The 14,584-nt window shown below is 61.1% G+C and carries 10 protein-coding genes; 4 read left to right on the forward strand and 6 right to left on the reverse strand.

The genetic code is table 11. The annotated features are described in order from the left end of the window. The first annotated feature begins 1 nt into the window (after position 1). Positions 2-1,654, forward strand: coding sequence for a recombinase family protein (locus WMO45_RS09895; protein ID WP_349140549.1), 1,653 nt, complete (start codon positions 2-4; stop codon positions 1,652-1,654). 85 nt (positions 1,655-1,739) lie between these two features. Here WMO45_RS09895 and WMO45_RS09900 read toward each other — a convergent pair whose 3' ends face one another. Genes WMO45_RS09900 through WMO45_RS09915 form a run of 4 tightly spaced genes read right to left on the reverse strand, consistent with a single transcriptional unit; the run spans position 1,740 to position 7,934 of the window. After that, positions 1,740-4,103 (reverse strand): S-layer homology domain-containing protein, encoded by a 2,364-nt coding sequence (locus WMO45_RS09900; RefSeq protein ID WP_349140550.1) that lies wholly within the window; start codon positions 4,101-4,103, stop codon positions 1,740-1,742. A gap of 13 nt (positions 4,104-4,116) precedes the next feature. Beyond that, positions 4,117-5,316, reverse strand: coding sequence for an ABC transporter permease (locus tag WMO45_RS09905; RefSeq protein WP_349140552.1), 1,200 nt, complete (start codon positions 5,314-5,316; stop codon positions 4,117-4,119). Continuing rightward, entirely contained in the window at positions 5,313-6,008 is a 696-nt protein-coding gene (locus WMO45_RS09910; protein ID WP_349140553.1) for an ABC transporter ATP-binding protein, read from the reverse strand. Before WMO45_RS09910 ends, WMO45_RS09905 begins: the two co-directional genes overlap by 4 nt. A 12-nt stretch (positions 6,009-6,020) precedes the next feature. After that, positions 6,021-7,934, reverse strand: a complete 1,914-nt coding sequence (locus tag WMO45_RS09915) for an HlyD family efflux transporter periplasmic adaptor subunit (RefSeq protein ID WP_349140554.1) — start codon at positions 7,932-7,934, stop codon at positions 6,021-6,023. A 416-nt stretch (positions 7,935-8,350) separates the two neighbouring features. On the opposite strand from WMO45_RS09915, the gene WMO45_RS09920 reads away from it, so the two are divergent. Continuing rightward, positions 8,351-10,975, forward strand: a complete 2,625-nt coding sequence (locus WMO45_RS09920) for an S-layer homology domain-containing protein (protein ID WP_349140555.1) — start codon at positions 8,351-8,353, stop codon at positions 10,973-10,975. Between the two features lie 70 nt (positions 10,976-11,045). On the opposite strand, the gene WMO45_RS09925 is transcribed toward WMO45_RS09920, so the two are convergent. Both WMO45_RS09925 and WMO45_RS09930 read right to left on the reverse strand, forming a co-directional pair. Next, complete coding sequence (locus WMO45_RS09925; protein WP_349140557.1) at positions 11,046-11,465, reverse strand: hypothetical protein; 420 nt, start codon at positions 11,463-11,465, stop codon at positions 11,046-11,048. A gap of 122 nt (positions 11,466-11,587) precedes the next feature. Next, a complete protein-coding gene (locus tag WMO45_RS09930; RefSeq protein WP_349140558.1) occupies positions 11,588-12,076 on the reverse strand; it encodes a DUF6512 family protein in 489 nt (162 codons plus the stop codon). 260 nt (positions 12,077-12,336) lie between these two features. Between WMO45_RS09930 and spoIVB the strand changes: the two genes are divergently transcribed. Then, a complete protein-coding gene (gene spoIVB / locus WMO45_RS09935; protein WP_349140560.1) occupies positions 12,337-13,374 on the forward strand; it encodes a SpoIVB peptidase in 1,038 nt (345 codons plus the stop codon). A gap of 361 nt (positions 13,375-13,735) precedes the next feature. Next, positions 13,736-14,473 (forward strand): sporulation transcription factor Spo0A, encoded by a 738-nt coding sequence (spo0A, locus tag WMO45_RS09940; RefSeq protein ID WP_435387686.1) that lies wholly within the window; start codon positions 13,736-13,738, stop codon positions 14,471-14,473. Positions 14,474-14,584: the final 111 nt, after the last annotated feature.

Below are 14,584 nucleotides of genomic sequence, written 5' to 3' on the forward strand. Positions count from 1 at the left end.
CATGACAGCAAACACCAACTATCCCGACAACATTACCGCTTTATACGCCCGCCTATCCCAAGAGGACGCGCTGGACGGCGAGAGTAACAGCATAGCCAATCAAAAGAAAATCCTTTTGAAGTACGCAACCGACAACGGTTTCCCTAATCCCACATTTTTCATCGACGACGGCGTTTCCGGGGTGACGTTTGACCGTCCGGGCTGGAATGAGATGATCCGGCTGGCTGAAGCAGGAAAGGTCAGAACCGTCATCGTCAAGGATATGTCCCGCATGGGTCGGGACTATCTGAAAGTGGGCTACTATACCGAGAGTTTCTTTGCCGAGCGCGATATTCGGTATATCGCCATCAATGACGGCGTGGACAGCGACAAAGGGGACAATGATTTTACCCCTTTCCGTAATCTGTTCAATGACTTCTACGCCCGCGATACCAGCAAGAAAATCCGGGCCGTTATGCGGGCAAAAGGAAACGCCGGGGAACACCTCTGCTCCAATCCGCCCTATGGGTACATGAAAGACCCGGCGGACAAAAAGAAGTGGATCGTGGACGAGGAAGCCGCCGAGATCGTCAAACGGATTTTCAACCTGTGCATTGCGGGGAAAGGCCCCATGCAGATTGCCAAACTGTTGACCGCCCAACACGTCCTGACGGTTAAGGCCCACTACGCCCACCGGGACGGAAAACCGCTGCCGGAGAAACCGTATCAATGGAGTCCGAAGTCTGTCGCGGGGATATTGGAGCGTCCTGAATACACCGGCTGCACGGTGAACTTCAAGACCTATTCCAAGTCCCACAAGCTGAAAAAGCGGCTGCATAATGCCCCGGAGAATCAGCGGATTTTCCCCAATACCCAGCCCGCCATTATCGAAGAACAAGTCTTTGCACGGGTACAGGAGTTGCGGGAGAACAAACGCCGCCCGGCCAAGCAAGCCGAACGGCAAGGGTTGTTTTCTGGCCTGCTGTACTGCGCCGACTGTGGAAGCAAGCTGCATTTCGCCACAGGTAAAAACATGACACCGCAGCAAGACTGCTATCGGTGTTCCCGGTATAAGAGTAATACGGGTGATTGTACCATGCACTTTATCCGGGAAGAAACGCTGAAACTGTTTGTGTTGCAGCGGATTTTCGATGTGACGGCTCTGTTCTTTGATGATGCTATGGCCTTTGAGGAAGCGGCGAGAAAGCAACGGTTCCAAGAAGCCGAAAAAGACGCCAAGAAGCGCAAGCGTGAAATCGCCCAAGCGGAAAAGCGCATTGCCGAACTTGACCGCATTTTCAAGCACATCTACGAGGACGACATCAGCGGGGCAATCAGCCATGAACGGTTCTTGAAACTCTCCGCTGACTATGAGGCAGAACAAAAAGAACTGACGGAGCAGGTCAAGGCATGGCGGGACGCAGTAGAAACCTTTGAACAGGATCAAGCCGATTTTGCCAGCTTTGCAGCCATTGTGCGAAAATATGTGGGCATCCGGGAATTGACGCCCACCATCGTCAATGAGTTTGTAAAGAAGATCATCGTCCATGCGCCGGACAAGTCCAGCGGCCACCGCAGGCAGAAGATCGAACTGGTCTGGAATTTCATCGGAGAAGTTAACCTACCGGGCGACAATGAGACTGTGGAACGGCAAAGAAAAGGCAGGACGGCATGACTTTTCAGCCATGCCGCCCTGCGACAATCAAATTACTTCCTTATGGGTGCGTGCCTTTTGCGGGGCGTCCCTTTTTGGTTTTGGATCACTCCACCACCACAAGGCGGACCTTGCCGCCTTCCGAAGGTGTGCGGTCGTAATAGACCGTCATGTTGTCCGAGTAGGCCCGGGCCTGGTTCAGGGCGTCCATGGCGGTGTCGCCGGTGAACCAGAGCTTGGTGGAGGCGTTGTAGCACACCACCTGCTCGGAGATGGGCAGAACCATGCCGCTGCTGGTGAGTACCTTGTTCTGCATGTCAAACTCGCTGCGGCGCACGCCCTCCAGCTTATTGAGGGACATGTAGCCCGCCAGCTTGGGGGAGCCGTTCACCGTCTCCAGAGAGGGCGCCACGCCGCCGGGGGTGTTCTGGCGGATGTTCAGGGTGCCCATGAACTTGGTGGTGGCGTCCTTGGCGGAGGTGTTCAGGTTGACCACCGGGTTATAGAGGGGAGTGCTGATGGAGTCGGCCGGCTCGGTGTCGGTGGTGAGGAAGCCGTAGTAGTACTGGTCGCCGGTCACGTCGTTGAGCACCAGCACGTTGTACCGCCCGGCGTAGTCCTTGGAGGCATAGAGGATCTTGGAGGCGGGGACGCTGGCGCAGGTGATCTGCTCATAGTCCACCGCGGCCAGCGGGCCGTTGCCTACCCGCTCGTAGACCACCACGTTCTCCGCCAGAGCGGTGCCGCCCAGGGTGCGCCCGGCCACGTCCAGCGCGCCGCCGGCGGCGCCGCTGCTGTTCAGGCGGGTGAGGGAGAGCTGACCCACCTCATAGGAGGAGACGGTGACCAGCTCGCCGGTGAGCTTGGTGGCGGTCTCCCCGCGGTAGGAGGTCTTGCCCTCCAGGGCGGGCAGCACGTCGTTGAGCAGCTTCACCGTGGCGTTGCCGCTCTCGTCGATCTTCTCCACGCAGCCCACGGCGGTGGAGCGGGCGGTGGAGGGGTCCACCACGCCGGCTACCTGGCCGTCCCGGGTGAGCAGTACGGTGATCACGTCCCCGATGGAGAAGTGGCTCAGGTCCTGGGCAGCGCTGGACAGGACGTTCAGCTCCACACCCATGACCTTGATGCGGGCGGGAGTGTCGGTGTTGGGATAGACGTTCTCATACATGCCCGTCAGGCGCAGGTCGGACACGTTCATGACCTTGGAGGCGCTGTCGTAGGTGGCCACGTCAAACTGCCGGATGTCGGAGACGGTGGCGGGCACGCCGTTTTTATACAGCTGATAGCCGGTATCCCCGCCGGCCAGGACGGCAAAGGGATTGACCCCGCCGCTGGGGGCGGTGCGGGCCACCATGGCCGAGGCGGCGGTGGCGGTGGTGCGCAGGAAGAGATAGTCGATCTTGCCGTCGGCGGTGTAATAGAAGGTGGCGGGGGTGCCGGGCTTCAGGTCCTGCCACAGCTCCTCATAGACCTTCTTCTCCCCGTCCAGATAGGTGACGGCCTTGGGGTCCACCTCCAGCTCCTCGCCGCCGGTGAGGCGGACCTTGTTGTAGGCCCACTCGGACACGCTGACGGACCGGCTGGTGACGTTCTCCTTGGGCTGGAAGGCCAGGAGCATGCCGTCCTCATTCAGAATGAGGTCGCCCTGCATCCCCTCCAGCGCCTCATCCAGACCGCCGGCCCGGTCGGTCTTATACGTGCCGGTGGTGGTCTTGACGGCGCCGGCGGTGCCGTCGGGGGCGGTGGCGTCCACGTCCAGCAGGATGCCGCCGTCGGCCTCCTTGCAGCCCAGGGTGGTCATATAGAGCTCGGTGCTGCCCTTGGGCTTGGCAAAGAGCAGGTTGTAAAACAGCAGCGCGGCCTGGCCCCGGGTGATGGTGGAGCCGCCGGACAGGCTCAGCCCGTCGGACAGGCCGGCGGAGGCGGCCACCGTCACATACCCGTCATACCAGTTGCCGCCGGTGGCCACATCGGCGTTGCTGTAGCCCAGCACCCGCAGGAGGATGGCCGCGGCCTCGCCATAGGTGATGACCTGGTCGGGACGGAAGGTGCCGTCACCCACGCCCATGATGAGCCGGGTGCCGCCCGAGCTGGCGCCGTCCTCCCCGGTGGAGCCGCCGATGGTGATGGAGGCGGCCAGGTTCACATAGCCCCGGGCCCAGTGAGTGGGGCCCACGTCGGTAAAGATGGTGCGGTTGCGCTGGCCGGGCTCCTCGTCGCCCCGGCCCATAATCTCCACCGTCATCTTGCAGAACTCAGCCCGGGTGAGGGTGCCGCCGGGGTTGAAGGCGGTGCCGCCGGTGCCGTTCACCACGCCCAGCAGGCGGAGCATCTCGGCGGCCTCGGCCACGGCGGGGTCGGTGATGTCGGTGAAGGCGGCGCTCCCCGCCGCCGACGCGGGGGCGCAGAACAGCAGCCCGGCCAGAAGGGCCGCGGCCAGCAGTGAGGAAATCAGTCGGTTCAGTCTCATATTCTCTCTCCTTTTAATCCGCCCGCAGGGCTTCCACCGGCTGAAGACCGGAGGCCTTGATGGCAGGGTACAGACCAAAGATCACGCCCAGGGCCACGGAAATGAAGAAGGCGCCCACCGCGACCCCTGGACTGGGCCACAGGATGATCTGGAAGGACAGCTTGCCCACGATGAGCGTCCCTACATAGCCCGCGGCGATGCCGAACAGACCGCCGATGCCACAGATCATGCAGGCCTCGATCAGGAACTGGGCGATGATGCTCTTGCGCTCGGCGCCGATGGCCTTGCGGATGCCGATCTCACGGGTGCGCTCGGTGACGGTGACCAGCATGATGTTCATGATGCCGATGCCGCCCACGGCCAGGGAGATGGCGGCGATGCCGCCCAGGAAGCGCTGCTGCATCTTGTCCTGCTCCTCCGCCTGGTCCTGCCAGCGGTCGGGGGTGTAGACGTTGGCCGAGCCGGTGCCCAGCAGGTTGTCCAAAAAGCCCTGCAGCAGGGTCACCGCCTTGGTGGTGGAGGCCGAGTCCTTGGCCTTGGCCACGAAGGAGGTGATCTCGGTGCTCTTGGTGAGCACCCGGTTCATGGTGTAGGGGACCAGAACGATCTTGTCCATGCCGGACATGTTGTTGGGGTCCTTTTCCGCAAAGACGCCGATCACCGTGAAGGGAACGCCGTTGATGGTGATCTCCTTACCCACCGGGTCCACGTAGTTGAAGAGCAGCTCGGCCATCTTGGAGCCCAGCACGCACACCTGGCTGTACTGCTCCACGTCCAGGAAGGAGATGTCCCGCCCCTTGGCAATGGTGTAGTTGTTGCACAGGGAGTAGGCCTCGTTGCCCATAGTGAGCTGGGGGCTCTCCTCCCAGCTGGTCTGGTAGCTGTCCAGGGTCTTGGCACCGTATTTGAGCACCGTCTGGTTCCAGACCTGCAGGTTGGGCGTCACGCCCAGAATGTACTGGTTCAGATCCTCCAGACAGTAGTCGGTCAGCTCCTTGGTCAGATCCTTGTTGCTCCAGGCGTCAATGTTGACTACGTTGCTGCCCAGACTCTCATAGTACTCCCGCATCTGGCGGTTCTGGCCCTCGGCGTAGGACACCAGGATGATAACGGCCGCCAGACCGATGATGACGCCCAGCATGGTCAGCGCCGAGCGGCCCTTTTTCGCGGCGATGGATTTTACCGCGATCTTGAAGGCTTGGGTCAGATTCACTGGAAGGCCCCCTCTCTGTCGCCGTCATAGAGGATATGCCCGTCGGAGATGCGCACGATGCGCTCGGCGGTGGCGGCAATGCCGTTGTCATGGGTGATGAGAATAATGGTGGAGCCCTCCTCATGCAGGCCGTGGAGGATCTCCAGCACGTGCTTGCCCGTGCGGGAGTCCAGCGCGCCGGTGGGCTCGTCGGCCATGATGATGGGCGGCTGGGTGGCAATGGCCCGGGCGATGGCCACCCGCTGCTGCTGGCCGCCGGACATCTCGGTGGGCTTGTGCCCGGCCCGGTCGGCCAGCCCCACACGCTCCAGGGCCGCCTCCACCCGGTCGGCCCGCTTGGAGGCGGAAATGCCCTGATAAATGAGCGGCAGCTCTACATTCTCCCAGGCGTTGAGGGCCGGGATCAGGTTGAAGCCCTGGAAAATGAAGCCGATCTGCTTGTTGCGGATATGGGCCAGCTGCCGGTCGCTGAGTTCGGTCACATCCACCCCGTCCAGGTGATAGTCCCCGTAAGTGGGGATATCCAGGCAGCCCAGAATGTTCATCAGCGTGGACTTGCCCGAGCCGGACTGGCCGATGATGGCCACGAACTCCCCCCGGTCTACCTCCAGAGAGACCCCATCCAGGGCCCGCACTTCGCTTTCCTCCCCTTCGTGGTAGATCTTGAAGAGGTTTTTTACATCAATGAGCATGGCGCGGTCCTCTTAATAATACATCTGGTCCGGGTTCTGGTAGCCCACAAAGACCTCCTGCCCCTCGGACAGGCCGCGGGTGATCTCCACCCGGGAGGTATCGGCCAGACCCACGGTGACCGGGACGGCCCAGAAGCCCTCAGGCTGTTCCCAGCTGGGATCGGGCTCCAGAATGGCGTTGACGGGAGGCTCCTCCGAGCGGACCCACACGATGGCGCCGGTGGATTCGCCTTCCATACCGGCGCTGCCGCCCATATCCATGCCGGTGTCCGGCATGGGCACGGCCACCGACACCGACATCAGGGGAGAGAGGTGGGCGCCGCCGGTGTAGGACTCAGGCACGGCCACCGCGCTGCCCGCCATGTCATCTTCCACCATACCGTCTTCCATCATGCCATCTTCCATCATGCCGTCCTCCATCATGCCGTCCTCCGGCATGCCGGCGGCGGGATCGGCGTCCAGGGTATCGGGCAGCTGCACGTTGGCGAAGCTGACGTACTTGACCGCCTGGACCGGAACGGTAAGGCAGTTGTCCGACTGGCTGGCCACAAAGGAGTAGCTGACGTACATGCCGCTCATGAGGCTGCCGTCGGGATTGTCCACCTTCACCACGGCGGGGAAGGTGGCCACGCCGTTCTCACCGGTGGCGGTGAGAGAGACGCTCTCCACAATGCCCATGTAGGGGGTGCCGTACTGGTCGATGTTGACCATCATGCCGGGCTTGATGTACTGCACGTTGCGCTCGTCCACCTGAATCTCGATGGTCATGACCGAGGTGTCGGCAATGGTGATGCCCTGGCCGCTGGAGACCTCCTCGCCGGCCACCAGGCTGCAGGAGAGGACGGTGCCGTCGATGGGAGCCACGGCGTTGAATTTGCCCAGCTCTTCATTGGCCGTCTTCAGCTTTTCCTGGGCCGCCTGCAGGGCGTTCTCCTTGGTGGCGATCTCCTCGCCGGTGTCCTTTTCGCCCAGCTTGACCAGCAGCTGGCCCTGCTTGACGTCGGCATAGTTGAGCAGATTCACGCTCTCCACCGGGCCGGAGGCCTTGGCCGTCAGGACGGTGGTCTCGTAATAGCTCAGCTTGCCGTTCTGATAGGGATAGATGGGGGTGCCGTCGGCGGCGGTCAGCGTGGCCGAGGCGTCCATCCCCTCGGTGAGGGTGCCGGGATTGTCCAGCACAAAGACCACCTCAAAGTGGACCGCACCCTCCTGGGAGACAAAGCGGACCTTGTTGATCTCCTCCACCGTGCCGGTGAGGGGGGTCATGATGGCGGGGATGGAGATCTGGGCGGTCTGGCCCACCTGGATGTCGTTTTCATAGGCGTAGCTGTAGTAGAGCGAGAGCTTGAGCTTGGTGTCGTTGACGATGGTGGCGATGGTGTCGCCCTCGTTCACCGTGTCGCCCACCTTGAGGTCGGCCACCTCACGCAGGTTGCCGGCGTGAGGAGCCTTGATGGACAGCTCGTTGATCTTGTCGTAGACGGCCTGCAGCTCTTTCTGGCAGTTGTCCACGCTCTTCTGAGCCTCGGTCACCGCGTCCCGGGCGGCGGTGTCGTCCATGCGGTAGAGCTGCTGGCCGGCGGTGACCTGGTCGCCCTCCTTGACGTACAGCTCCAGAATGGTGCCGGAGCCGGGGGTGATGGTGGCAGAGTCCTTGGCCTTTGTGGTGCCGCTGCCCTCCACCATGGACTGGATGGAGCCTACGGAGACAAAGTCGGTCATCACCTCACCGGTGGAGGTATCGTTGCGGAATACAAAATACCACAAAAGACCGGCCACGGCGGCCAAAACGACCACCACAATTACAAATGTAAGAACGGTCTTCCAACGTCCCTTGCGCTTTTTCTTGGGCCCGGTGGGAGCGGCAGGGGGGGTGGTCCTGGTCTGAGCGGGTACTTCCGCCGCCGGTGTCTGTTGCTGCGTCATGTTTCTTCCTCCCTTGATTGGTCTTCTCTGTCATTGTAACACAGCCTGTAGCGGTTGACATTACAAAGCAGTGACAACTTCTTAATAAAACCTTAAATTTTCCACTGCTGTTATTATAAGACGCTCAAGCGGCGAAAAAGTTCATTCCCGCGCAACAGAATTTTTCAGAGTCTTCGGGGGAGGGGGTGGGCCGTCCGGCGGACGGCGGCGGGGGCAAAAACCGGGCGCATACATTATATATATACCGGGAAACGGTTGGTGTTGGAGGCTTTGGCAAAGCCCGGCGGTTGTTTTACAGCTTTGTTACAAATGCCGTTAACGGGTTGACCTTTGCCGCAAGATGATTTATTATCATGCCAGAGGCAAGGGAAGAAACGTGTTTTCTAAACCTCAAAACTTTGAAGGAGGCATTCCAAATGAGAAACCTCAAGAAGGCTCTCTCCCTGGTGCTGGCCTCCGCTACGCTGGTCGGCATGGTTTCTGTCGGCGCCAGCGCTGCGGACTTCACCGATAAAGAGAGCATCACCAACGCTGAGGCTGTTGAGATGGTCAGCACCCTCGGCATCATCAACGGCCTGCCCGACGGCTCCTACGGCCCCGACCAGCTGGTCGACCGTGCGTCCATGGCCAAGATGATCACTCTGGCCCTGAACGGTGGCGCTGAGCCTGTCCTGGGCACCAAGACCACCCCCACCTACTCCGACATCAAGGGCACCTGGGCTGAGACCTACATCGAGTACTGCTCCAGCATGGGCATCATCGCTGGCGACGGTCAGGGCCGCTTCAACCCCACTGGCAACATCACCGGCTCTCAGGCCGCTAAGATGCTGCTGGTCGCCCTGGGCTACGACAGCACCGTGTTTGGTTTCACCGGCGCTGACTGGGAGATCAACACCAACCGTGAGGCCAACGACGCTGGTCTGTATGACGGTCTGGAGGGCCTGCAGGCTTCTGCTCCTCTGTCCCGTGACGACGCCGCTCAGATGATCTACAACGCTCTGAACGCCTACATCATGGAGAAGACCCCCACCAAGAACAGCGACGGCACCACTTCCTACACCTACTCCCTGTCCAAGAACACCACCCTGCTGAGCCAGAAGTTCGGCGCTAAGGTGTTCGTGGGTACCTTCGACGGCAACGCCAACTCCCTGAGCCTGAAGGACGGCTATGTCCAGGTCACTGGCAAGCTGACCACCGAGACTGAGGGCAGCAACAGCGCTTCCTTCCCCGCTGAGATCGCTATCTCCAACATCGGCGAGGAGTACAAGGTTATCTTCAAGGACGGCACCGGCGGCGTGGCCAACCAGCCCGACTCCAAGGACACCATCTATGGCGTCTACAAGACCGACGGTGTGAGCGTGGTTAACGCCACTCCCGACCAGATCTCCACCAGCTACACCACCGCTGGCAAGATCAAGGTTGACGGCACTACTTACAGCGTGATCGACGCTACCAACGATGCCACCACCGCCGTGGTTCGCAACTTCGGCGCCAAGGAGGAGATCGTGGTTGACGCTGACGCTTCCGAGTCTGCCACCAGCTTCAAGACCTACAAGGCTGCCTTCGAGTCTCTGGCCGGCCAGAACGGCAACAGCGTGAAGTTCATCCTGAACTCCGACGGCAAGATCACCAAGGCTTACCTGACCGAGTACACCCTGGGCACCGTGACTGCTAAGAACAGCGAGAAGGTCACCATCTCCGGCGTGGGCGCCATCGAGATCGAGGACAACGACATCTACGCTGACATCGCCAAGAACGACGTGGTCGTGGTTTCCAAGCTGTATGACGGCGACAACACCCAGTACGTCGTGACCAAGGCTGAGTCCGTCTCCGGCAAGGTCACCGGCTACACCGCCAACAACGCTGACACCTCCTCCAAGGTCGTGCTGGACGGCACCACCTATGAGGTGTACAACAAGGCTGCTATGCCCGCTTCCGTGGCCGGCGACACCGGTACCACCAAGTTCGGCACCAGCGACATCAACGCTGACTACACCCTGTACCTGGTGAACGGCTTCGTGGCCGCCGCTGTGAAGACCAGCGAGACCGCCAGCAACTACTCCCTGGTTGTTGACAAGAACGACGGTTCTGTCGACAGCACCCTGAGCCCCCTGAAGGTCGTTGTCATGGCTGCCGACGGCACCAAGACCACTCTGACCGTCAGCGACAAGAGCCCCAGCAAGACCATTGCCGAGGGTGACATCGTCACCTGGACCGGCGAGGCTTCCAGCGCTAAGGTCACCGTGAAGGCTGCCTACTCTGACGCCAAGACCAGCACTGTGAACTTCTACAACAAGACCGCCAAGACCCTCGAGGGCACCGTCACTGCTGCTGACTGCGTGCTGTTCGCTGAGGTCAGCGACAAGGGCGTGGATGTGACCGGTTCTTCCTACAAGGCCTACAACATCCGTTCTCTGGGCGACATCAAGACCAACGACGTGAAGTACACCGCCGTGACCGTGGACGGCAAGGTTGTGGCCGCGTTCATCGACCTGGCTACTGAGCCTTCCGGCGCCACCTCCAGCGCTGTGTACGGCATCGTGACCGCCAACAAGGGCGTTGTTGAGATCGGCGACGGCGAGTACTACAACCAGTACAGCGTGTGGACTGGTGCTGAGAGCACTGTCAACATCCTGGCCACCGGCAGCAACGACACCCTGTCCGTGGGCGACCTGGTGAAGTACAACCCCACCTCCGACGACACCTACTCTGACAACACCGTCTTCACCCGCAACGGCGCCATCGGCACCAAGATCTATGTGAAGAGCTACGATGAGTCCGAGCAGCTGCTGACCTACTACACCTCCGTGGAGAAGAAGGACGGCGCTTATGTCGGCAGCGGCGACGCTGTGACCAAGGCTGTGGACGACGATGTGAAGATCGTTTACGTCAACGCTGACGGCAACAAGGCTGGCGACGAGATCGGCATCAACGCTTTCGACTCCATCAACGGCTACGCTAACGCCATCATCGTGACCGACACCGATGGCATCGTGACCACCATCCTGGTGGAGACCAGCGGCGAGTGCGACATCGTGTAATCGTTCCTGGAACGAATACCGAGTCAAACGAAACGTAAAAAAGGACCGCCCCATTTGGGGCGGTCCTTTTTTATTTGCGCAGGGCGGCGTAGTGATAGGTCTGGCCGGAACGGTTGGCCCGGGCGTCGCTGTGGGGAGTGGAGATGTGAAAACCAGAGGCGGTGAGGGCGATCACACTTTCCTTGCTGCTGGTCACCGGCCGGCCGGAAAAGGCCAGGCCGCCATAGGTGTAGTGATAGGATTCCACCGTACCCGCGATGCCGCTGTCGGTACAGGAATACACCGCCGCAGGGGCAAAGCCCAGGTTGATGTCCCGCTCTTCCGTGTCGTCGCCAGTGTAGGAGCCGAAGACCACCAGGGCGCCCAGGTCGGTGTCCAGCTGCTTGAGGGCGGCGTCCAGCGTGGCCAGGTCCTCGTTGAAATCGGTGCGGAGGAAGCTGTCCTCCGGCTCCCACTGGTGCAGATGATAATGTTCGGTATAATTTGCCATACGAATCCCTCCTTACTGAGGGCGGGTTTGGTCCCAAGGTTGTACACAACCGGACAACCAATTGTGGAAAAAAGAAACGCAGCGGCCTGTCTCTGGAAAGAGGCGGGCCGCTGCGGCGCATTTCAGGCGGAAAGATCGGTAAACAGGATCCCAACAGGGGGCCGGAAGGACCAGAACAGGATGGCCGCCCCCAGCAGCACCAGGGCCAGCAGAGCCACGAATCGGAGCGCGGGCGCCTGGATGGGCGCCCAGATGCAGGGCAGCACGAAAAAGGCGGCCATGAGCAACACATAGAGGGCCACATCAAAAAACAGCGAGTCCCCGCCCAGGGCCACGTGATAGACATAGCCCACCACCAGCATGGCCGCGCAGAGCAGCACCAGCGCCAGGGCCCGGGAGGCAAAGCGCTCCGGCTCCCGGCGGCAGAGCAGCAGGGCGGAGACCAGGCACGGCCAGTACAGCAGCTTCAGGTGCTCCCAGAGGCTCTCGTTGACGGGAGAGAAGAGGGCCGTCACCGGGTTGGGGAACAGGGCGTGGACAAAGTGCAGGCAGGAGCCCAGCAGGGTGGCGACGGCAAAAAACAGCAGCGTGCTTTTGTTCAGGCGCGACATAGCGCATACCCCCTTTTCCTTCTTATAAAGAAGATATGTACGGCGCATGCAAACAGACCAAAAACAGTAAAAAACGGCATTGCAAAAAGAGTTTGCCACCCATACGGCCGCAACGACCGCCGCGCGGGAAGTGGAAAGCCCTTCCAAGGCAAAACAGCGTTTCATTCCCAGAGACCGCGGCGCGGATTTTGGTCATATTAACATCAGGCGCGGCGGCGCGTCGTTTTTGTGATCCAGATCAAAAAAACAGAGGTGGTTGCATGAAGGTGGAACAAAAAGGGGGGCGCCGGCAAGCGGCGCTCCTGGCGGCGGTGGTGTTCATGCTGAGCGCGTGGGGATTGGCCGCCCCCGCCCGGGCCGCGGAGATCCCTGAGACGGTGATCCCCATGGGCCGGACGGTGGGGATCAAACTTTTTTCCGACGGCGTGATGGTGGTGGGCTTTTCGGCGGTGGACGCCTCTGACGGCGCCCATACCCCCGCCCAGGACTGCGGACTGAAGGAGGGGGACATCATCACCCACATCAACCGGGAAGAAGTGGACAGCATTGAGGAAGTGCAGAGCGTGCTCCAGGAGGTGGCCGGCCAGAGCATGAGCATCCGGGCCCTGCGGGACGACAAGACCATACAGCTTACCGCTCAGGCCGTCCAGTGCAGCAGCGACGGGCAGTACAAGCTGGGGGCCTGGATCCGGGACTCCATGGCGGGCATCGGTACGCTGACCTTCTGCGATCCCGACTCGGGCGTCTTCGGCGCGCTGGGCCACGGCATCAACGATGTGGATACGTCCAGACTCATGCCCCTGCAGTCGGGCTCCATCCTCTATTCCGAAGTGACCAACATCCAGAAAGGGGAAAAGGGGGCACCCGGACAGCTTCAGGGGGCGTTCCAGATCGACCGGGACCTGGGTGAGCTCTACGCCAACACCGACCGGGGTGTGTTCGGCACCCTGGCCGGGGAAGAGCTGACCCAGGGGCTGGAGGCGGTGCCTGTGGCCACCCGCAGCCAGGTCCACACCGGCGCGGCCACCATCCGCTCCAACATCGCCGGGGACCAGGTGCAGGACTACGATGTGGAAATCGTGCGCATCTACCCCGAGGGAGAGAATGACACCCGGAACCTGATGCTCAAGGTCACCGACCCGGAGCTGCTGGAGGCCACCGGCGGCATCGTCCAGGGCATGAGCGGCTCGCCCATCCTCCAGGACGGCAGGCTGGTGGGCGCCGTGACCCACGTGCTGGTCAATGATCCAACTCAAGGATACGGCATTTTGATCGAAACTATGCTGGAGGGCGCCTAAGAACAAAGCAGCCCACACCGTTTCGGTGTGGGCTGCTTTGTCTGTGGGACCGGTTCCGATCCGCGGCTGGCTGGAAAGGATTCGCCAGTTACTGGAAACTGCTTCCATACACTGGAAAAAGAAAAGGGCCCGAACGGGTGCTGGAAAGGGCCGGAAAGGGTGGAAGGTTGTCCAAAAAGCGGGTGAAAAGTCGAACGGTGTCGAGGAGAAATAACCATAAATTTCCAGTAAAACCCTTGCGTTCGCTGTCTGATTATGGTAAATTATAGGCAACCGGTAAGCAGCCTTGGCCAGGCTGGCAAACGCTGCGCAGGGCGACCTGCGGGAAAGGGTGTCAAGAGTGGAAAGCAGGAAGAGAGTTATGATGGCCGACGCCAGCGAGGAATTCCGCCGTCTGTTTGCGGGAGCCCTGGCGGAAGAGAGCGACCTGGAATTGGTGGGGGAGACCGGCGACGGGGCCGATACGACCCGCCTGGTACAGGAGACGGAGCCGGACGTACTGGTGATGGATCTGGTCCTGGCCCGGATGGACGGGCTGGAAGTGCTGGGCGAGCTGGCGGAGCTGGAAAAGCGGCCCAAAGTGCTGATCATGTCCGGCTTTGCCCGGGGCAATATGGCGGAACTGGCCGCATCTGCGGGTGCGGATTATTATATGATGAAGCCCTGCCGCATGTCGGCGCTGATGGAGCGCATCCGTCAGATGGCCGGCGGAGAGGGCGAGGAGAAGGGCCGGAGCATCCGGGAGGAAAACCTGGAGAGCACCGTCACCTCCATCATCCACGACATCGGCGTGCCCGCCCACATCAAGGGCTACCAGTATCTGCGGGAGGCCATCCTGATCGCGGTGGAGGACATGGAGGTCATCAACGCGGTGACCAAGATCCTCTATCCGGAGGTGGCCAAGCGCTTCGGCACCACGGCCTCCCGGGTGGAGCGGGCCATCCGCCACGCCATCGAGGTGGCCTGGGACCGGGGCGATTTGGAGACGCTGCAAAAATACTTCGGCTACACCGTGAGCAACGCCAAGGGCAAGCCCACCAACAGCGAATTCATCGCCATGATCGCCGATCGGCTCCAGCTGCAGCGCAAAGAGCGCTGACCCGACGCCCGCGGCCCCGCCAGACACGGGGCCGCGGGCGTAAAAGGTAGGGGGAAAACAGGGGTGGGAAACTGTGGGGTATGACCGTTGACAAACCAAACGCTTTGGACT

The sequence above is a fragment of the Flavonifractor hominis genome, assembly GCF_040095835.1.
Taxonomy (GTDB): domain Bacteria; phylum Bacillota; class Clostridia; order Oscillospirales; family Oscillospiraceae; genus Flavonifractor; species Flavonifractor hominis.